The organism is Streptomyces longispororuber (assembly GCF_024448165.1).
Lineage (GTDB): Bacteria > Actinomycetota > Actinomycetes > Streptomycetales > Streptomycetaceae > Streptomyces > Streptomyces longispororuber_A.
The window spans coordinates 1-20,034 of the sequence record NZ_JAMOLN010000193.1 but is presented as its reverse complement, the minus strand read 5'-3'; the positions used below and the strand labels follow the sequence as shown (position 1 = coordinate 20,034).

Annotated in this window: 18 protein-coding genes and 1 pseudogene; 12 read left to right on the top strand and 7 right to left on the bottom strand. The window is 70.0% G+C overall.

Translation table 11 applies throughout. The features are described 5' to 3' along the window. Together M4J07_RS37605 and M4J07_RS37600 are read left to right on the top strand one after the other, a co-directional pair. A partial coding sequence (locus tag M4J07_RS37605; RefSeq protein ID WP_255979779.1) for an SDR family NAD(P)-dependent oxidoreductase occupies positions 1-819 on the top strand: 819 nt, incomplete at its 5' end. A gap of 133 nt (positions 820-952) precedes the next feature. After that, on the top strand, positions 953-1,621 hold the full coding sequence (locus M4J07_RS37600) for a TetR/AcrR family transcriptional regulator (RefSeq protein WP_255979777.1): 669 nt from the start codon (positions 953-955) through the stop codon (positions 1,619-1,621). Between the two features lie 222 nt (positions 1,622-1,843). Here the strand turns inward: M4J07_RS37600 and M4J07_RS37595 are convergent. After that, a pseudogene (locus tag M4J07_RS37595) lies at positions 1,844-2,239 on the bottom strand (cytochrome P450 family protein); the annotation flags it as partial. A gap of 508 nt (positions 2,240-2,747) precedes the next feature. Here M4J07_RS37595 and M4J07_RS37590 point away from each other — a divergent pair. Beyond that, a complete protein-coding gene (locus M4J07_RS37590) occupies positions 2,748-3,194 on the top strand; it encodes a peptidase inhibitor family I36 protein (RefSeq protein ID WP_255979775.1) in 447 nt (148 codons plus the stop codon). A gap of 170 nt (positions 3,195-3,364) precedes the next feature. Then, positions 3,365-7,033, top strand: coding sequence for an endonuclease/exonuclease/phosphatase family protein (locus M4J07_RS48335; protein WP_255979773.1), 3,669 nt, complete (start codon positions 3,365-3,367; stop codon positions 7,031-7,033). A 95-nt stretch (positions 7,034-7,128) separates the two neighbouring features. Here M4J07_RS48335 and M4J07_RS48715 read toward each other — a convergent pair whose 3' ends face one another. Further along, positions 7,129-8,976, bottom strand: a complete 1,848-nt coding sequence (locus M4J07_RS48715) for an AAA family ATPase (RefSeq protein ID WP_445276310.1) — start codon at positions 8,974-8,976, stop codon at positions 7,129-7,131. 669 nt (positions 8,977-9,645) lie between these two features. On the opposite strand from M4J07_RS48715, the gene M4J07_RS37575 reads away from it, so the two are divergent. Next, on the top strand, positions 9,646-10,047 hold the full coding sequence (locus M4J07_RS37575; RefSeq protein WP_255979771.1) for an SsgA family sporulation/cell division regulator: 402 nt from the start codon (positions 9,646-9,648) through the stop codon (positions 10,045-10,047). 32 nt (positions 10,048-10,079) lie between these two features. Here M4J07_RS37575 and M4J07_RS37570 read toward each other — a convergent pair whose 3' ends face one another. Further along, positions 10,080-10,706: a TetR/AcrR family transcriptional regulator gene (locus M4J07_RS37570; RefSeq protein ID WP_255979769.1), complete on the bottom strand. Its 627-nt coding sequence runs from the start codon at positions 10,704-10,706 to the stop codon at positions 10,080-10,082. A 179-nt stretch (positions 10,707-10,885) separates the two neighbouring features. Between M4J07_RS37570 and M4J07_RS37565 the strand changes: the two genes are divergently transcribed. The 3 genes from M4J07_RS37565 to M4J07_RS37555 all read left to right on the top strand — a co-directional run bounded on the left by M4J07_RS37565 (position 10,886) and on the right by M4J07_RS37555 (position 13,574). Beyond that, complete coding sequence (locus M4J07_RS37565; RefSeq protein WP_255979767.1) at positions 10,886-11,848, top strand: hypothetical protein; 963 nt, start codon at positions 10,886-10,888, stop codon at positions 11,846-11,848. Between the two features lie 207 nt (positions 11,849-12,055). Beyond that, positions 12,056-13,249 (top strand): hypothetical protein, encoded by a 1,194-nt coding sequence (locus M4J07_RS37560; protein ID WP_255979765.1) that lies wholly within the window; start codon positions 12,056-12,058, stop codon positions 13,247-13,249. A gap of 130 nt (positions 13,250-13,379) precedes the next feature. Beyond that, a complete protein-coding gene (locus M4J07_RS37555; RefSeq protein WP_255979763.1) occupies positions 13,380-13,574 on the top strand; it encodes a hypothetical protein in 195 nt (64 codons plus the stop codon). A gap of 34 nt (positions 13,575-13,608) precedes the next feature. Here M4J07_RS37555 and M4J07_RS37550 read toward each other — a convergent pair whose 3' ends face one another. Further along, positions 13,609-14,025 carry a DUF1622 domain-containing protein gene (locus tag M4J07_RS37550; RefSeq protein ID WP_255979760.1) on the bottom strand — a complete coding sequence of 139 codons (417 nt, stop codon included), beginning with the start codon at positions 14,023-14,025 and terminating at the stop codon, positions 13,609-13,611. Positions 14,026-14,105: 80 nt separating this feature from the next. Further along, positions 14,106-14,906: an alpha/beta fold hydrolase gene (locus M4J07_RS37545; protein WP_255979758.1), complete on the bottom strand. Its 801-nt coding sequence runs from the start codon at positions 14,904-14,906 to the stop codon at positions 14,106-14,108. 311 nt (positions 14,907-15,217) lie between these two features. Between M4J07_RS37545 and M4J07_RS37540 the strand changes: the two genes are divergently transcribed. The 3 genes from M4J07_RS37540 (at position 15,218) to M4J07_RS37530 (ending at position 17,841) form a co-directional block, all read left to right on the top strand. Further along, positions 15,218-15,352, top strand: a complete 135-nt coding sequence (locus M4J07_RS37540) for a hypothetical protein (RefSeq protein WP_255979756.1) — start codon at positions 15,218-15,220, stop codon at positions 15,350-15,352. Positions 15,353-15,561: 209 nt separating this feature from the next. Then, positions 15,562-16,530 (top strand): RNA polymerase sigma factor SigJ, encoded by a 969-nt coding sequence (sigJ, locus tag M4J07_RS37535; RefSeq protein WP_255979754.1) that lies wholly within the window; start codon positions 15,562-15,564, stop codon positions 16,528-16,530. Between the two features lie 114 nt (positions 16,531-16,644). Then, positions 16,645-17,841, top strand: coding sequence for an NAD(P)/FAD-dependent oxidoreductase (locus M4J07_RS37530; RefSeq protein WP_255979752.1), 1,197 nt, complete (start codon positions 16,645-16,647; stop codon positions 17,839-17,841). Positions 17,842-18,150: 309 nt separating this feature from the next. On the opposite strand, the gene M4J07_RS37525 is transcribed toward M4J07_RS37530, so the two are convergent. Next, the gene (locus M4J07_RS37525; protein ID WP_255979750.1) at positions 18,151-18,906 is read right to left on the bottom strand and encodes an SDR family NAD(P)-dependent oxidoreductase; all 756 of its coding nucleotides are present in this window, start codon (positions 18,904-18,906) and stop codon (positions 18,151-18,153) included. A 126-nt stretch (positions 18,907-19,032) separates the two neighbouring features. Here M4J07_RS37525 and M4J07_RS37520 point away from each other — a divergent pair, with 126 nt between their 5' ends. After that, positions 19,033-19,467 carry an Rrf2 family transcriptional regulator gene (locus M4J07_RS37520; protein ID WP_255979748.1) on the top strand — a complete coding sequence of 145 codons (435 nt, stop codon included), beginning with the start codon at positions 19,033-19,035 and terminating at the stop codon, positions 19,465-19,467. Positions 19,468-19,548: 81 nt separating this feature from the next. Here M4J07_RS37520 and M4J07_RS37515 read toward each other — a convergent pair whose 3' ends face one another. After that, the gene (locus M4J07_RS37515; protein ID WP_255979746.1) at positions 19,549-19,686 is read right to left on the bottom strand and encodes a hypothetical protein; all 138 of its coding nucleotides are present in this window, start codon (positions 19,684-19,686) and stop codon (positions 19,549-19,551) included. Between the last annotated feature and the right edge of the window lie 348 nt (positions 19,687-20,034).

Genomic DNA, 20,034 nt, shown 5'->3' with positions numbered 1-20,034 from the left:
ATGAGCAAGACCTGGCTGATCACCGGAAGCTCCCGCGGCCTGGGCCGCGCCATCGCCGAAGCGGTCCTGGCGAACGGCGACAACCTCGTCGCCACGGCCCGGCGCACCGAGCCGCTGAACGACCTCGCCGAACAGTACGGCGACCGGATCAAGCTGTTCACCCTGGACGTCACCGACCCCGAGGCGGCACGCCGGGCCGTGCGGACCGCGGTCGACACCTTCGGCCGCCTGGACGTCGTCGTCAACAACGCCGGCTACGCCGACATGGCAGCCATCGAGGACATGTCCGACGACGCCTTCCGCGCCCAGATCGACGCGAACCTCTACGGCGTCGTCAACGTCACCCGAGCCGCCCTCCCCTTCCTCCGGGAGCAGAGGTCCGGCCACATCATCCAGATCTCCTCCGTCGGCGGACGCGTGGGCGGGCCCGGCCTGGGCGCCTATCAGGCAGCCAAGTGGGCCGTCGGCGGCTTCTCTGAAGTCCTGGCCAAGGAAGTGGCCCACCTCGGCATCAAGATCACTGTCGCGGAGCCGGGCGCCATGCGCACGGACTGGGCGGGCTCCTCCATGGCGACTCCGCCCGTCAGCGAGCCGTACAAGGAGGTCGTCGAACCGGCCATCGCCCGGCAGCGCGCCGCCGACGGCAAGCAGAGCGGCGACCCTCAGCTGATCGCCCGGATCCTCCTGGACATCACGCGGGCCGAGGAGCCGCCGCTGCGCCTGCTCCTCGGCAAGGACGCGGTGCGCGTCGGTCAGTTCGTGGCCGAGACCCTCGCCGCCGGAGACGCCAAGTGGCGTCACGTGAGCGAGTCCGTATGACCCACCGGGTCCGGGCCCGTCCACCGGGTCCGGACCCCGCCGGTGCCGTCGCGGGCGCGGCACCGGCGGGCCTTAAGGTTGCCGCAGGCGGCACCGGGCACGGGCCGCGGGAAGGTTCCCTGGGAAAGCGACGATGACAGACGACCGGACCACCACTTTTCAGCGCGCCCGTAGCGCCGAGCAACGGGAGATCCGTAAGCAGACGATCCTCGACGCCGCCACGCAGCTCCTGGACGAGATGCCGGTCGGCGAGATCAGCCTGCGGGAACTCAGCCGCCGCGTCGGACTGTCCAAGACCAACGTCGTGCGCTATTTCGAGACCAGGGAAGCGGTCTTCTTCGAACTCCTCAACCGTTCCCTTGCGCAGTGGACCGAGGACCTGGCGGACCAGTTGCCGGCCGCCGGTACCGCAGCGTCCCACGACGCCGTCACGGCCGTCGTGGCCGAGTCCCTGGCCGGCCGGCCCCTGCTGTGCGGACTGCTCAGCGCCCTGGGACCCGAGCTGGAGAGAAACATCTCCGCCCAGGCCGCACGCGACTTCAAACTCGCCCATGTCCGGCTGCTGGGGGAGCTGGCTGCTCTGCTGCAGCGCCGGCTGACCGGGCTGACCGCGGCCCAGGCGCGCGAACTGGTCTCTCTCACCGTGGTGTACACGGCGGGACTCTGGCCGTTCGCCCACCCGTCGGAGGCCGTCTCCGAGGCCCTGGAGGACCCGGAACTCGCCGGGACGAAGGTGGACTTCGCCGCTCGGCTCGGCCGCACGTTGCAGGTCACCGTCGCCGGCCTGCTGAGTTCGGCCTGACCGGTGAGGACGGGGGGCCGGTCGCGCCGCTGGGCGCAACCGGTCGCGACGCAACGACGCCGACGCGGGAACGGACCCCGCGGATGATGCCGGATCCGATCCATTCCAACGAGTCGGCAGGTACGGCCAGTTCGAGACCGGTGGCACGGGAGAGCAGACCCGCAGGGCGATCGTCGTCTCCAGGCGGGCCAGCGGCGCGCCCAAGCAGTGGTGGAGGCCGTGTCCGAACGCCGGATGACGGGCGTTCGGGCGGGTCACGTCCGGGGACAGCGGATCGGAGTCGTCGGCCTGGGGAGCGTCGTGTCCTGCCGAGCCGAGGGCGACGACGACCAGGCCGCCGCCTCTAGGGATGCGAACCCCGCCCAGTTCGAGGTCGATGGCGGCATAGCGGTTGGTGGAGCGTTCGACGGACGCGTCATGGCGCAGGAACTCCTCCACCGCGCCGGGCATCAACTCAGGGCTGCGGCGCAGGCGCCGGAGCTGGTCGGGGCGTTGCAGCAGGGCGAGGACGGCGTTGCCCAGAAGATTCACCGTGCTCTCGTGGCCGGCGACGATCAGCATCATGCCGGTGCCGATCAACTCCTCCTGGGACAGTCGGCCGTCCTGCTCGTCGCGCACGGCTACCAGGGCGGACAGCAGATCGTCCGCCGGTGCGCGCCGCTTGTCGGCGATGAGGCCGGCCAGCAGCGCGTGCAGACCGGCCAGCGACGGGCGGTGCTCGGGCGAGGCGACCTGGAGCACCACGCCGACTTCTACTCGTCCAGCATCCGGTCGACGTCCAGGTACAGGGGCAGAACCGGTTCGGGCACTGACGGAGCCCGCGAGGGTGGCGGGGCGGGGTGCATCAGGGATTCCTTCCGTCGTACGAGCTGTGCTCCCCACGATGGGCCATGGAACGGGGCGTGCGCATCGGTCAGTTGACGGTCAGTCATCGCGGGGCCGGACCGGCCGGTCAGCGCACCGTCGACCGAGATCATTCCGACGAGATACGTATCTCATGTTCGCTCGTCACTTACTCACACATGTGAGACACACGTGTTACCTTCGGCTCATTCGCTGAAGCGGTGGCATGCGCATGGCCGCACCGATCAGCCTCCCCACTGACACCTCAGAAAGCAGGAACCTCATGAAGCTCACGTCCCTCAAGGCCGCAGGAGCTGCCGTGGCCGGGATCGCCGCAGGTGCGGCACTGCTGCTCTCGGCGACGCCGGCATCCGCCGCGAACCCGCCGTACGACGGCTGCCCGGGATGGGCGCTGTGCCTGTATCAGGACGGCGGTGGCGCGGGCTCCAAGGCGATCATCACGCCCCCGGCCGCGGGCGGGAACACCAAGATCGTGCGGCTCACCAACACGCACTTCCTGAACGGTCAGCCGGCCGACAACCAGACCTCCTCGTGGCTGAACAACTCCCAGTGCGAGATTGAGTTCTGGGACGACCCCAACGGGGAACTGCACCCCTCCGACCTGGACTTCACTCCGAGCTGGAACTGGGGCGCCAAGGGCGACTACGTCGGCACGTCCAAGTACTACGACAACGACCGGCTCTCCTCCCTGCGCTTCTACTGCCCCTGAGCCCGCGGAGCCCGCCGTGGGGGCGTGAGGCTCCGGCCATCGCCCCGGCCGACCGCTGTCCTGCCCCCGGCACACCCACGAAGCCGGGGGCTCACCCTTGCCCGGCGGACCGATCCGAGCAGGCATCCCCTGCCCTCCCCTCGCAGCACGATGACTCAGAGAGAGATCACGTGAGACGTTTCCTCCCAGCAGCAGCGGCCTTCTCCGGCCTGCTCTTCGCAGCCCCCCTGCCGGTGCTTGCCGCCGCGGCCCCGGCCGTCGCCGCGCCCGCGGCGGCAGCCGCGACGGCCGGTCCCGGAGCAGACGGCCCGGACCTGACCTCAGCCAACCGCACGGCCCCCGCAGCCGGTATGCCGGACTGGTCGCGCGCGGGATACCGCGGCGGCCAGTCGTTGCCCGGCAACGGTGACGTCACCGACGACGCCTCCTGCAAGATCACGGCAGGCCAACTCGCCTCCACCTACAAGGTGATCGCCGACGACGGTGCCGATGACACCGCCGGGCTGCAGAAGGCGATCGACGACATCAGGAGCAGGTGCTCGCCGAACGCCAACTCCCACCGCCTCTCGCTCATCACCCTGCCCTCCGGCCGCATCGACGTCTCCCACCAGATGTACGTCGACGCGTCCTTCCTCATCGTCCGGGGGCAGGGATCAGGTGACGGCGGCACCAGGTTCGTGTTCCGGCCCGACACCGACACCCGCTACGACACGCTCGTCAACGGCCGCTGGGACCAGAACAGCATGAAGGCCGGATCCGGCAGTGATGTCGGGACCGGCGGCTGGATCTGGCCCGGACGCGGCATGTTCCGGGTCCAGACCCGAGACGTGGCCGAGCGGTACAAGGACGACTGGGCGGCGGCCCCGGCCAACCGCAAGGACATCTTCGAAGGCAGCGTCAACCAGCACTGGGCCTCGGGCATCAAGGTCGCCGCGGCACCCGACGACGCCGCCTATGCCGCACGGCAGGGCCAGCGCACCGTGCACCTGGACGCCAAGGCCGACATGAGCAAGTTCTCGCTCGGCGGCTACGTCTGGGTCGGAGCGGCCAACAGCGTCAAGTTCTACGAGCAGCAGGGCGTCACTGACCGCAGCGCGATGGAAGACCTCCACATGCGCCAGCAGATGTTCCGGGTCACGGCCACCGACGGCTCGGCCAGGACCATCACGCTGGACCGCCCTCTCGAGTGGGACCTGCCGGTCGACTCGGAGTCCGACGGCTCCGCGGCGCTGAGCGACAAGCCCTATCCGAGCAAGGTCACCCCGCTGCAGGCCGTCGAAGGCGTGGGATTCGAGGACTTCGCCTTCACCCAGGACATGAAGGGCCTGCCCAAACTGGGCGGCGGCACGTATGACCTCAGTCCCGAGCAGGCCGTGCACAACTACGGCAACCTGGCCCCCGAGTACGCCATGCACGGCATCGTCTTCAAGTGGGCCGCCAACAGCTGGGCGCGTGGCCTGAAGGCGACGATGACCGGCTCCCACCCGATCGTCACCGAGGACGCCCGCAACCTGCAGATCGAGCGGAACAGCTTCGACGGCGCCTGGAACAAGGGCAAGGGCGGCAACGGCTACCTGCGGGGCAGCCGGGTGTGGGACTCCCTCTACGCCTACAACCTCAGCCGCAATCTGCGCCACTTCACCTTCCAGTGGTCCGCCAGCAACAACGTGGCCTTCCGTAACGACCTCGACTCCGACCTGAACCTCCACGGAGGCTGGGAGCACAACAACCTCTTCGAACAGAACACGCTGCGCGTCCCCTACGAACACCGCTCGGGCAACTGCGCGGCCAACTGCGGAGGCGAAGGCGGCGAGATCGACGACGGAACCTGGTACCCCATCTGGTGGGCGGCCGGGCCCAAGGCCGTCAAATGGTCCGGCTCCTCGGGCCCGCAGAACGTCTTCTACAACAACACGCTGATCAAGCAGGCGACCGAAGGCGGCCCCTACGAGCCCTACGAGCCCTACGGCACCAAGCCCGGCACGGCCTTCCAGTTCGGCTCGGCCGACGACGACCCGCACCAGTTCAAGCCACTGAGCCAGGACGGCCTGCCGATCGCGGACTGGACCGGACGCGAGACGCAGAACTTCGACGGGAACGGTGTCGTGACCCGCGACGAAGGCAAGCGCCCCTCGTTGTTCCTGGCGGACACCGGCGGAGACGTCGACCCTCGCGACAGCAACAGCCGCAAGGTGGCGACCTGGAACATGCAGGGCGCCAACACCAACCAGCCCAACGGCAACAAGTACATCAGTGAACTGCCGCGGCTCTCCGTCTCGGCCGGGGCCGACATCCTCCTGCTCCAGGAGGCCGGATCACCCCCTGCCAGCGCCCAGCACCTCCAGGACATCACCGGCGACAACATCCAGTACTGGGACGACCTGGGGTCACCCATCCCGGTGCGCGAGTACCGTCTGGGCACGGCCAGCCGTCCTCAGTACCTGTACTGGCTGCACACCGACACCAATCAGACCAGCCCGCCCGGTCGGGTCAACCTCGCCATATGGAGCCGCACGCGCATCGACCGGGACGATGTGTACGTCGCCCGGTCGGCCTTCACGAGTTCCCGGCCTGCGCTCGGCATCAACGTGGACGGTGTCGTCTACTACACCGTGCATGGGCTGGCCAGCAGCCCCGGCGGCAACGACGACTCGCTTCTGCTGGCCAACATCCGCGATCAGATGACCCCTGCCGGCCTGCCCTGGATCGCCCTGGGCGACTACAACCGCGCCCCGACCACCTTGCAGGGCAACCTCGGCAACACCGCCGTGGTGCACGCCCCCGCGTCAGCCACACACCCGTCGTCGTCGACAACCCTTGACTACGCGGTCGTACCCGTGCTGCCCGCCACGAGCCCTCAGCCTCCCACGGTCGCGGGGATCTCCGTCGTCAACACCATCCAGTCCTCGGATCACTTCCCCGTCCTGTACGAGCTGAACGGACTCCCCGACCCGCCACCACCTGCGCAGGCCGTCGCCCCCGCGCTGCCCACCCAGACGGTCGTGCGCAACGCGGCCACCACACAGGCGGCCGGCCCTTCCCAGGGCGACCACGCCGTCAGCGATCAGCCGGTGAACCAGGCCAACCTCCCGGCGCAGACGTTCAGCCTGTCGCAAGACCCGGAGTTCCCCGGCTACTACCGCCTGTTCCATCAGCAGCAGCCCTACGCCGGCTACTACCTGGGCCAGGAGGGCGGAGCCCGCGACGCCCGGACAGTGCTGTGGCAGGCCGAGGCGGCGGACCAGCTCTGGGCCCCTGCCTACCAAGGCGACGGCACCTGGCTCCTCGAGAACTTCGTCACCCACCAGTTCCTCACCGCTCCGGACGGCGGCGGGGCGGTCGTGGGCCGGGACTTCAGCGGGGAGGCCGACCAGCACTGGTTCCTCCAGAACGCCGACCAGGCACTCAAGGCCAGCGAGGTCGTCCTCCAGGAGGAGACGCCCGCGCCGCTGGCCCTGGAGGTCGACCGGCCGGAGGAGGAGAACTCGCCGGTCCTGCTCACCACCGACGAGCATCAGATCGAGCAGCGCTTCTCCGCCATCGCCGCGGGACGGACCGGCCAGGACGAGTGCTACTACCTGGAGAACGAGGGGCGCTACGCCAACTCGACCTCGGGCCACCCGCAGGAGGTGCGAGGCGGCAGCACCGTCACGATGAACGCCTTCCGTCCCGGTGACGACGGCTACCTGTGGTGCGTGACGCCCGACGGGCAGGGCGAGCAGTACCTGAGCAACCACACCACTCCCGACGAGCGGATCTACCTCACACCGGGCTCCGCGCCGGGAGGCCGTGTGAGCGTCGAGTCCGGTTCGCCCGGCGCCAGTTGGTCGCTCACCTGATGCGGCCGGCGACCCGCCCGGAGTGACCGGGCGGGTCGTACCCGGTCACGGTCCACGACAGCTGCAGCGCTTTCCCGCGCTGCCGCTGTCTGCTGTCACGGGACAGGGACAGGCGCCGGTGCGACCGGGTCCGCACCGCCCGCCTTCCTCCGGCCCGCTACAGGTCCTGGCTTCCCGGGATCCTGCTCAGCGCGTCGCGCAGCGCGGCACGCGAGGTGATACCCAGCTTGGGGAAGACGCGGTACAGGTGCGAACTGACCGTGCGCGGCGACAGGTGCATGCGTTCGCCGATCTCCTTGTTCGTCAGTCCGCTCGCGGCGAGTGCGGCGACCCGGCGTTCCTGCCAGGTCAGAGCCGACAGGTGGGGCGCGGTTGCGGGGCCGGTGCCACCGGCAGCCCGCAGCTCGGCTCGCGCCCGTCCGGCCCAGGCGGCCGTGCCGAGCTGTTCGAAGGACTCGGCTGCGAGCGTGAGGGAGGCACGGGCCGCCATCGGGCCCCGAGCCTGCCGCAGGAAGACGCCGTGGGCCAGCGAGATCCGGGCGAGCGGCGTCGCCCAGCCGTCGCGAGCGTGCCGCGTGGGTCTCGCTCAGCTCCGCGGCCCGGGTCAGCCAGGAGACCGCGGCCAGCGCCCCGCCGCGCAGCATGGCTGAGTCGGCTGCCGCCTCCAAGGCCGCCGCGACCGTCTCGTCGGGGTCCACCGTGGAGGCGCCCAGGTGAGAGGCGTGACGTTCGACGTCCTTGCGGTGCACCTCGGCGAGGGCGACGTGGGCCGCACGCCGTTCGTTCGGGGTCGCCAGCTGCACGACCGCCGACCGGACGAGTGGGTGGCGGAAGACGAAGTCCCCGCTGAGCGGGTCGACTTCGACCAGTCCCAGCTCCGCGGCCCGGCCGGCGTCCAGGATGCGGTAGCGCGTGGTGCGGGTGCGGTCGGCGGCGGTGCCGGCGCTCACGCCGTCCAGCGCGCCGCGCAGCAGCACCGCGCGCTCGCCCGTGTCGAGTGCCTGGATGCGGGAGCCGTACACGTGCTGGAGCCGCTGCGGCAGAGGTATCCCGGTGTACCCGAAGGGCACCGGCACGTCCTGGCCCGCCCGGCTGCTGTGCAGATACGGCGGCAGTTCCAGCAGGGCCAGCGGGTTCCCTTTGGCCTCGTCCAGGACCACCTGCCGGATCTGCGGCTCCAGGCCGGGGTGATGGAGGTCCAGGAGCTTTTCGGAGGCAGGGTCCGACAGCGTTGTCACCGGCAGGGATGGGAGTGCCGAGGTGTCGAAACCTGACGGCACGTCGGAGCGCAGGCCGACGACGAGTTTGACCGAACTGCCGGTGAGGCGGCGCCCCACGAAGCCCAGCACTTCGATGCTGGAGGCGTCCAGCCACTGGCCGTCGTCGAGCACCAGCACGAGGGGCCTTGGGGATGCCACGAGTGCGAACAGGTCCAGGACGGCGATGCCCAGAGTCATCACCGAGGGCGGGGCGCTGCGGCTGCGGCCGAAGACGACGTCGAAGACTCTGCCGTCGACGCTGTCGAGCCGGTCGATGTAGGAGAGCAGCGGGTGCAGGAACTGGTGCAGACCGGCGAACTGCAGCCCCGATTCGGCTTCCACGCCGGCCGCCCGCATCACCCGGTGCTGCCGGCTCGCCGCGAGGTCGGCCGCGTAGGAGAGCAGGGCGCTCTTTCCCACCCCCGTCTCTCCCTTCAGCATGAGGGAGCGTCCTTCGGGGGCCGTCACGAACTCGCCCAGCACTTCCTGTTCGCGGTCACGTCCGACCAGAGCCCCTGTCAATCGCGGCCATCCGGTGTGCGGTCGATGCCCGGAGAAACATGTGCCCGCGCGCCGGTGGGGCCGGCGGCTGACCGCCGGGCGGGACCGGGCAGCGGCTGCCGCCTGCACATCCGTCAGTCGTTCGACCGAAACGTTCCGGGTTCGGCGTTCCGGCGCAGTCATTCGACGGATGTGTGCGAGGTGCCGCTCTCGCCAGACTGCAGGAGACCCCAGGACACCACCCCTGTTTCCCGGCGCCCCACGGCCATGACAAAACGTCAGAAACCGGGTGAATCGGCCGGACAGCTCTCTCGCACCACGCGCGAGCACGGGAATCCCGCGCCGGCGAGACGCCGACCGCCCCGGCCCCGCACGCCGCGCCGGCGCGAGACCGTCCGTGTGCAGCCCCTGCTCCGGCCGAACACCACTCCCCAGTAAGGAATCCGAACCCATGACAACCACCCCGTCCACCGGCGCGCAGTCACCCGCCCTGCACGAAGGAGGGGCGTGCGACGCACCGATGACCCACGCGCAGATCATGCGCGCCCTGTCGGGCCTGCTCCTCGGACTGTTCTGCGCGATCCTCTCCTCGACCGTCGTCCGGTCGAGTGCGACGTCCTGCTCACGGTGTCCTCGGACTGACGACCGCCCACACCACCACGGCCGCACTGTGGGGTGGACCCTACAACTGCTCGCGGAACGCCCGGGGGAGGGCGAGGGAGCGCACCACAGACGCCGACGGGACCAGCTTCGAAACTGGTCTTCTCTTCACGCCCCTCCCTGGCAGCACTGCAGCGCGGGAACCCCTCGCGCCTGGGACGGCACAGCACCCCGATCCCTGAGGAGCCGATCATGACCAAGTTGGTGCTCACCCTGCCAGTGACACGGTGGGAGAGGCCGGACCACGGCGTCACACTGCGGTGCGACATGATCTACGACATGAGCGACCCCCTCGTGGTCACGATGTCGTCCGGCGACGCGGGCGTCCTGATGGAGCGCCGGGTACTCGCGAGGGACCTGCTCTCCGACGGGCTGAACATCCGCACGAGAGCCGGCGATGTGGAGCTCTGGCCGTTGTTCGAGCAGGAGGGCGAGCCCGACTTGGTCTGCCTGAGGCACGGTGGCGGCACCGCCGTGTCCGAGATCCCCGCCGAGCCGCTCCAGCGCTGGCTGGAGGCGACGTACGCCCTGGTCCCGCCCGGGGCCGAACTGGACGACGCGGACTGGCACCGACTGCTCCAGCTGGCGGAGTGAGGCGGGCGCGGCGCGGGACACCGAAGAGGAGGCTAGGTGTCAGGCCTTCCAAGAAGGGCCGCGGCGGCCTGGTGCTGAAGCCATGAGGAAGCCTCTTCGTAGGACCAGCCCAACTCCCGTACGGATGTCGTCCAGGCCGACGCACCGAAGTAGAACCACAGAACGCCCCGCACCTGTGCGCGCGACAACTCGGTACGCACCTCACCGAGTTCGCAGAGCCGGTCGGCGATGGAGTCGAGAACTCCGCGGTAGTGCGACATCGCGAAGTCGGCGGCCTTGGCGACGTCGGCGTCGGAATTGCGGGCGTCCATCAGGACCGTGAGCGTCTTGTCGTGGCGCTCGATCACCACACGTGTTCCCTCGGCGGTCAGCCGGAGGATCTCCGGCCCGTCCTGCGTGGCCAGGATCTGCTGCCGGGTGTGATCCGTCTGCTCGTCATCGGCACTGTCCTTGGCCATCGCCAGGATGAGAGCGGGCTTGCCGCCCACGCTCGCGTACACCGTGTTCAGCGCGACTCCGGCCTCCGCCGCGACCGTGGCCAGGCCCACCCGGCCGTAGCCGTGCTCGGCGAAGAGATCACGCGCCGTCTCGATGATCGCCCTGCGGGTCTCCTCCGCCTTCTGGGCGCGGAGTTTGGAGGTGTAAGCGCGCTGGGCCATGGGTCCGATGGTACCCGTCACCTTTCAATGGATGTCATCTCTAACCAATGTATATTGATTCTAGTGAATTGAGTCCGTCAGACGAACGAGGACGGACGAGGCGCCAGACGTGTGCCGCGTTGCTGCCGAACGCGCCGAACGCGCCGAACCCGCAAGGGAAGCAGAAGGAGCAGAAGGAAATGACGAAGAGACTCGCCGCACTGGCCTGCGCCGCCACGATCGCCGCCACCGCGATCACGGCCCTGGCCCAAGGCCCTGCCCTGGCGGCACCGGCACGCCCCGAAGCCCCGCGAATCGCCGCGCACTTCGACCTGGCGCGCGGCCAGACGCCGGAGAACATCGCCCTGCGTCCCGACGGCACAGCTGTAGTGACCTTCGCCGCCGCCCGCCAGGTGGCCTCCGTCAGCCCCACCGGCACGACGCAGATCCTGGCCACCCTGCCGGCCCCGGCCGACGGAGGTGTGCACACACCCGTACTCGGCTTCGCTCTGACCGCAGGCGTCGTACGAGCCCAGGACGGCACGCTGTACTTCCTCTACGCCAGCGGCAGTGCCGATCTGACCGGCCTGTGGCAACTGCGCCCGGGAGGGACCCCGCACCGCATCGCACCGCTCCCCGCCGACAGCCTCCCCAACGGCCTGGCCCTCAACGAACCCAACGATCGCCTCTACATCGCCGACTCCGTCAAGGGACGCATCTACACCGTCCCCACCACGGGCGGCACTCCCACCGTCTGGTCCGACGACCCCCGACTCGCCCCGGCCGGCTTCCTCGGCGTCAACGGCCTGAAGATCCACGACCACGCACTGTGGGCCACCAACCTGGACCACGGCACGGTGCTGCGCATCCCCTTCGGACCCCGAGCACAGGCGGAGCGCCCCCAGGTCAAGGCCACAGGCCTGGCAGGCATCGACGACTTCGCCTTCACCGGCAGGGGCAACGAGATCCTTGCCGCCCTCGACGGCCCCAACAAGGTTGTCCGCATCAGCCCTGACGGCACCTCAACCGTCGTACTCACAGAGGCAGACGGCCTGCAGAACCCGACATCGATCGCAGTCCGACGCGGTACGGCCTACATCCCCAGCGCCGCATACACGACCGCCACCGACCCCAACCTCCTGGTGGCCACGGCACGGCGGTGACGAGCGACTCCCGAAGCCGTAGCGGCACCATGGCCGACCCCGGGGGTACTCGATGTTCGGCGGTACGGCAGCCCATCCCGCTGGGGCATCCTCTCCGAAGAGCGCCCTGCGCATCTTGACCAGCCGGGCGGCATGCGGGGCCGGCTGGTTCTGACCAGTGAGCTTCCGGGACGGGGCGTTGTCAGTGGGTGCTGGCATGGTGCGTGCATGACGGACAGCGAGAGCGCGCGCCTGACGCGCATCCTGAGCGGGTTGCCGGCAGCGGCCCGCGACCTGTTGACGGGGACGGACTGGGGGTCTCTGCGGCACGCCTATGGCTCGGGAGAGGACATACCCGTCTCCCTGTGCTCCCTCGTGGACGAGGATCCCGAGGTGCGGTCCACGGCGTTGGCCGCGTTGGACATGGGTGTGCTGCACCAGGGCTCGCTGTACTCCGGCACCGCGCCGGCGGCACTGTTCGTCGCCGCGATCCTCGACCATCCCGTCGGATCCGCCGAGCACGAGGGGTACTTCCCGTGGGACGACGGTCCGGCGCGCAGTCTGCGGGCCGGCCTGCTCGTCTGGCTGGGGCAGATGGCCGATTCGGCTGCCTACGGGGAGGATCCGGCGCGCGACCGGACCGACTGGCAGTGGGAGCCCTGGCACGACACGACGCAACGCGAGCACGACCCCGACGATGCCGCCGCACTGCACGCGTGCCGGGCGATACGCCCCACCCTGTACGAAGCCGTCGAGCCGTTCCTTGCCTCTGCCGATCCACACGTCCGCGAGGCCGCGCTCGGCGCCGCGCTGCCACTTCTGTCCGCCCCGGAGCTCGCCGACCGGGCGCCGCGGGCCGCCGAGTTGCTGCGGCCGCGGCTGCTCCCCGAGGCGGGGCGACGGGAGCGGGCGAGTGCGGCGCGGGCGCTCTGCGCGTGGGGAACGGACACCTCCGACCTGCTCGCCGACCCCGACCCGGCCGTGCGGGTCTGCGCCGCGCTCGGCCCCACACACGCCGATCGCCCACGTGCTCTCGCCGTCCTCCTCGACGCCCTCCGGGACCCGCGGACCACGGACGGCTGGTTCCCCCAGCCGCTGCCCGGGCTCGACGGGTGGTTCCGGTTCACCGTGCTGCGCTCCGCGCTCGCCCTGGCCGAGACGTACGAGGAAGTGGCCTCAGTGATGCTCACCATCGTGACGGCAGGCGACACCTCGGTCGTCGACTTCGAACGCGGCCCGATCCTGTTCAGAGCCTTTGCCGACGGCTACGACCCGGCCCGTCCGCTCACCCCCGCCCAACGCGCCCTGCTGCGGGCTTTCCTGGACACCGACGAGTCGACGGGCGGCATCGCCCGGAACGTGTCGTGGTTCCGCGCGGCCGGACTGCCGGAGAACCGGGAGGGCGTCGCCGCGCTGCTGTGACTCTCATTCGGTGTGCGCGCTCGCACACTCATTCATAAGTAACCGTCTTGACAGGTTACTGAAAGAAGAGGAGGCTGAGGTGGACGGTCCGGGAGACACACGGACGCGATCCACGAAGTGGAGGACGGTCATGAACAAGGAAGCGGTCATCGACACTGCCGCGGCGGCGCGGCACGCGCGCTTCGGAAAGCTTCCCGAGCGCATCCGCCTCGAAGACACGACCCAAGGCGTGGACACCGGGCTGGAAGCCAAGGTCGGCTCCCGGTACAACCCCGAAGGGCAGTGGCAGTACTACTCCTGCCTGGCCCTCGACCTGGGCCTGTGACGACGGGAAGACGGCGCCGTCCGCAGACACCTGCTCATGGCGGCAGTCCCTTGGTGTCGTGCGCCGGAGCGGTGTCGCCCCGTTCGATCTCGGCCTTCTCCTGGGCGATCTCCCGTCCCAGGAAGTAGTTCAGCGCGGTCCGGATGGCCGCGATGGCTGCCATCTGGCCGATCTCGGCGAAACTCGGCGCGACCGTCGTGCGCAGCACGTCCCCCGCGAGCTGGAACTCCAGCCCCAGGACCAGGAACCGCCCCAGACCCAGCCTGATCCGGTTGAAATCCGCTGCCCGGCCGCGCCTGTGCCCGGGCACACCCGCCCGGACGACCTGTGCGAACGCCCACACGGCGCCGGTGAAGATGATCAGCGCACCCGCGGACTCCACCAGCCTGACCAACAGGCCGATCACCTCGTGCAGGGTCGACTCGGGCAGAGCCTCCACCAAGGGGGTCATTGAGGGAGGCTCTTCCTCGAACACCCAAGAGGCAAGGGCGAGTTCCCGCCCTCTGCTCGCCGCTTGCTCGCCGCCGAGGGCTAGGGCTGTGCCGAGGCGAGGAAGTCCCGGACCGCTGCGGCGAAGCCGGCGGGATCGTTGGCGTACAGGAAGTGGTCCGTCGCCAGTTCGACGAGACGGGTGCCGGGTCGCCGGGCGGTCATCCGCGCCGCCTGCTCCGCCGGCAGCACCCCGCCTTCGGTCCCGCGGATCAGCAGCGCCGGGCACGTGGATTCGGTCCAGTCGGCCCAGTGGTCGCCGTGGACCCGGTCCTCGGACTCGTAGATGTCCTTGGGGTGGAAGTGCAGGCCCCACGTGCCGTCCGGCCGTTCGCGAACGGCGGATGCGAGGAAGGGGGCGAACGGGCCGAGCTGCGCCACGAACTCCTCCCTGCCGGGGCAGGTGCCCTCCGGGAAGTTCAGGACGAACGCCAGCGGATTGCTGCCGTCCAGGCCCAGTTCGGCGCAGCCCTCGCCGTTGACCAGGGCGGTCACGCGCTCGGGGTGGCGGGCGGCGAACTGGTAGGCGTTGATCGCGCCGAGCGAGTGGCCGAGGAGGGCGACGCGGTCAAGCCCGAGGTGGTCCATGAGGGCTTCCACGTCGGCGACGTAGCCCTCGCGGCTGTAGTCGGCCGCCCGGTCGGAGTCGCCGTGGCCTCGCTGGTCGGGTGCTATGACCCGCCAGTCCGGGGCGAGGCGGGCGGCGAGATCGGCGTAGGACATGCCCTCGGACATGTGCCCGTGCAGGGCGATCAGCGGGCGGCCGGGTCCGCCGAAGTCCACGTAGGACAGGGTGCGGCCGTCGATGGCGAGCGTGGAGCGCTGGGCGCTGTCGGTGTTCATGGATGCATCGTAGACATCATCTATACGGGTGTACAATACGTTCGTATAAGACGACCGTGTAAATCTCGATGCTCCCGCTCTGCCGTCGGTAGAGTCGGTGCGTGCACAGGGTGAAGGGAGACGGTCCGCGCCCACCGGTACCGCCCCGCGATCCGAAGGGATGGGACGTCATGAGCCCTTGGCGTGAGGGGCGTCGTATCGCCTGCGTCGACGAGCGGGACTGAGCCGTGGCCGGCCGGGGGTGTATGTGTGTGTGCGTCGCGGCGCACCGGGACGAGCCGGGGCTCTGCAAGGGCAGGGTGCACGTGTTCGTGGTGATGGCCGTGCACGGGTCGAAGCTCGATGAACCCGTCGCCGACGAGGATGTGTCGATCCCGATGTGCCGCCCGTGCGGCGAGATCGCCGAGCGGCATCCACGCGCGCGGTCGGTCATCGAACTGCCCTGACGTGCGGGCGACGGGGCTGCGCTGAGGCGCGGCGTCGCCGAGGGCCCCGACCGGGCCGGGCTCCTGGGGAGTCCGAGCCGAACTCGGTTGCTACGAAGCCTCGGCAGGGTCGGCCGGGAGTCGCCGGGCAGCGCGTCGCCGCCGTCGACCTTCCTGGCCGGCTTCACGGTGGCGGCCGGGGCTTCCCGGCTACCCATTAGGATCCTGGCATGGTCCTGACCTTGAGTGACGTCGACCGTTTCGAGGCGGCCAGGTCCCGTCTCGAGGCCATCGCCTACCGCATGCTCGGCTCGGTGAGCGAGGCGGAGGACGCCGTGCAGGAGACCTATCTGCGCTGGCAGGCCGCCGACGTCGGGCGCATCGAGGTGCCCGAGGCCTGGCTGACCAAGGTGCTCACCAACTTCTGCCTCAACCAGCTCACTTCGGCACGGGCGCGCCGAGAGACCTACGTCGGTCAGTGGCTGCCCGAACCGCTGCTCGAGGGCGACCCGATGCTGGGCCCGGCGGAGACGGCCGAGCAGCGGGAGTCCGTGTCGTACGCCGTGCTGGTGCTCCTGGAGCGGCTCTCGCCCAACGAGCGTGCGGTGTACGTGCTGCGCGAGGCGTTCGCGTACTCCCACCGGGAGATCGCCGAGATCCTCGACCTCAGCGAGGCGGCCAGCCAGCAGATCTTCCATCGCGCGAAGAAGCATGTGGCGCAGGGCAGGGCGCAGGCGGCTTCCGGCGGGGCGCGGGCCGAGATCGACGAGGCGGCCGCGCGTCGTGTCGTCGAGGAGTTCCTCGCGGCGGCGACCAGCGGCGAGACCGAGCCGCTGATCAGGCTGCTCACCTCGGACGCCATCGCGGTCGGCGACGGCGGCGGGAAGGTGCCGGCCCGGGCCAGTGCCTTCGAGGGTGCGCGGGCGGTGGCGAAGTTCCTGCGGGGGATGTTCAAGCCGGGCCAGGCCAAGCGGGATCTGGCCGGCGGTTCGCCCGACCTCTACGCCACGACCGCCAACGGCGGCCCCGCGATCGTCGCGGTGGTCGACGGCCGGGTCTTCGGCATCATGTGCCTGGAGCGGACGCCGGAGGGCATCGTCGCGGTCCGCAGCCAGGTCAACCCGGACAAGCTGGAGCGCGCGACCGCGCGCTGGGCGGCGGGCGATTTCGGCACCCCTGTCGTGTCCGGAGCCCTCTGAACTGCGATGTGACGCAGGTCACACTCCTCTCCTGTCAGGAATCGGCGGGCTGCCCGGTTCAAGGGGCGTGACCGGGCCAGAAGGCGCCGGACCCGCGCAGACAGGAGCAGGACAATGCAGCACCGCATCATCGTCATCGGCGCCGGCTACTCCGGAGCGATCGCGGCGGGCCGGCTCGCCAAGCGGCTGCGCCGCGAGGACGTCGCCATCACCCTCGTCAACGCCGAACCCGACTTCGTCGAGCGGGTCCGGATGCACCAGCTGGCCGTGGGCCAGGAGCTGACGCCGCGCCCGCTGAGCGAGATGTTCGCGGGCACGGGGGTCGAGCTGAAGCTCGCCACGGTCACGGCCATCGACGTGGACCGCAAGACCGTCGCCGTGCAGGGCACCGACGGGCCGGCGGAACTGCCGTACGACACCCTCGTCCACGCCCTGGGCAGCACCGGGAACGCGGGCGGCGTCCCGGGCGTCGCCGAGCACGCCCACCAGATCGCGAGCCGCCCCGGCGCGCTCCGGCTGCGCGAGCGCCTGGCCCGGCTCACGGGCGGCGAGACGGTCCTCGTCGTGGGAGGCGGCCTGACCGGCCTGGAGTTCGCCACGGAGGTGGCCGAGACCCGCCCGGACCTCGACGTCGTCCTCGCCGCACGCGGCGAACTGGGCGACTGGCTCTCCCCGAAGGGCCGCGCACACCTGCGCAAGGTCATCGACCGGCTCGGCATCACCGTGCACGAGCACACGGCGGTGACCGGCGTCGAGGCGGACCGGGTCACGACCGCGGACGGGCGGACCGTCCAGGCCGCCGTCACCGTCTGGACCACCGGCTTCGCGGCGCACCCGCTGAACCGGGCCACCAGCCTCGAACTCGCGGACACCGGCCGGGTCGTGGTGGACGCGACGATGCGCTCGGTCTCCCACCCGGACGTGTACGCGATCGGCGACGCCGGTCACGCCCTGGGCGCCGGCGACAAGCCGCTGCGCATGTCCTGCGCCTCGGGCACCCCCATGGCCTGGCAGGCCGCCGACTCCATCGCGGCCCGGCTGACCGGCGGCAAGCTGCCGACTGCCCACCTGAAGTACTTCAACCAGTGCATCTCGCTCGGTCGCAAGGAGGGTCTGATCCAGTTCGTCACCGCCGACGACCGCGCCGTGGATCGCGCCCTGACGGGCCGTTTCGCCGCCCGCTACAAGGAGTTGGTCTGCAAGGGCGCGGCCTGGGGCGTCGCCCACCCGACGATGGGCATGCCGGTACGACGGCGCCGGGCGGCGGCAGACCGGACGGCAGCGCAGGAGACGGCGCGGGTGGCTGCCTGAAGCAGCAGGTCAGGGCCCGGTTGCCGGGCACCGGGGCAGAACTCGTGAGGCTGTCCCGGCCGAGCGGGCAAGGGAGCACTCCGTCACCGTCGCCGTACACGCCCCTCGGGCTGGCGCCTGCCAACTCCGGCTCCGCTACGGCTCCCAGTCCTCAGTGCGACGTGCTCTCGGCGTCGAAACACCAAGACGCAAGGTAGTTGTCCCCCGGCGGCACCTGGCCTTCCGCGTGACGTCCGGCAGAGGGCCGCTGTTGGCGGTGCGCGCCCCGAAGATGCGATGTCCTTCGGGGCGCGCGGCAGGGGTTCTGGTTCAGGCGTTGTAGCCACCATGGGCGTCCAGCACCGCGCCCGTGACGTATGACGCGGCGGGGCTCGCCAGGAAGGCGATCGCCGCGGAAATTTCGTTGGGGTGCCCCATGCGTTGCAGGGACAGTGAGCTGAGCAGGGCCTTGAGGGTGTCGGGGTCCGGCGGTTGCATGCCGCTGTCCATCAGCCCGGCTTCCACGACGTTGGCCGTGATGTCGCGGGGCCCGAGGTCCCGTGCGACCCCCATGGTGTACCTCTCGATGCCTGACTTGGTCGCCGCGTAGTCGGCAACGCCCGGGACGCCGACCCGGGAGCCCAGTCCGGAACTCACCGTGATGATGCGGCCCCCTGTGCGCAGTACTCGGGAGGCGGCCCGGATGACGGCGATCACGCCGAGGTAATTGGTGGCGTGCATCTGGTCCAGTGCAGCGGTGTCGGCGTCCGGATCGTCCACCGTGCGGCCCTGCTCCACCGAGATCGCCGCGTTGTTGACGAGGATGTCCAGGCCGCCGAAGTGCGCGACCACATCGTCGATCAGCGCCGGCGCTCGACTCATGTCCGCCTGGTCGGACTTGAAGGCAACGGCCTTCGCCCCCTTGCTGTGCACCTCGTCGACGACGGCCTTCGCCTGCTGCTCGGAGCTGACATAGGTGAAGGCGACGTCGGCGCCCTGCTGGGCCAGCAGCCGTACGGTCGCGGCTCCCAGTCCGCGCGACCCCCCGGTGACCAGGGCGACCTTGCCCGCGAGTGGCTTGCTCATTCTTCTCACCTCGTTGATTGAGCTCCCTCAGGTGTCGTAACGCTAATAGTTACGACGGGTTGTTGCAACCATGACTGTTACGACTGCGCTGTCGTAACATAAAGCGTTGCGGCCGGAGGAGGGTTCATGAGTGCCAACAGCAGGTTGACCATCGCCGCCCACGCGCTGGCCTGGATCGGCCTCTATCAGCGCCAGGGCCATGAGGTCGCCACCTCCGAGCAGATCGCGGCCAGCGCGAACACCAACCCCGTGGTGATCAGACGGCTGCTCGGCGAACTGCGCAGGGCTGGGCTCGTGGAGTCCCGGCGGGGCGTGGGCGCGGGCTGGTCGCTGGCGCGCGAGTTGGAGTCGATCACCCTGCTCGACGTGTACGAGGCAGTAGAACCCGGCCCACTGTTCGCCATGCACCGCACCGCCCCGGACCAGGGATGCGTGGTGGGTCACGGCATCCAGCCAGCGATGCAGGGCATCTACGAGGGCATCGAGGAGACCGTGAGGAACGAGCTGGCCCGCGTCACGCTCGAGAACGTACTCCAGGACGTACTCGCTGCACCTCGCTAGCCTCCCCGCTACGCCCTGACACCATCAGGATCCCTCTCCAGGCCCAGGTCGACGAACAGCCCGGCAGACGTCCTGACGTCATCAGCCCCGCCTGCGCCGCACCCAGCCGACACCGAGGACGACGACGGCGATCACCGACAACAGGATCGCGCCCAGTACGAGTGTCGCCCCGGCGGAGACAGCGAGCATCACCCACCATGAGCCGTCGTCGGATTCCACGGCACCCCTCCCACACCTCTCCCGCACTCCATCCACTGATCATCCCCCGTACCGAACAGGACGTTGAGGAGGGGGAGTTGGTTCTCCCGGTGCGGGAGCGGTCGCCGGGGATCGCAGCCGGGGAGCGGTAGCCGGAAGTCGTCGACGTCGAGGCGTCCTTCCTTGACACATGTGCGCAACTGGCGGAAGGTAATCACCAGTCTGACAGGTGATTCCTGTGGTGTGTGTTTCTCTGTGCATGCATCCCCATGGGGCGAGAGGAGCGTTGTGATCAGCAGACGTAGGGTGACGCAGGCCATCACGATGGCGGCGGGCGCGGTGGGGCTCTCCGTGGCGGGCCAGGCTTCG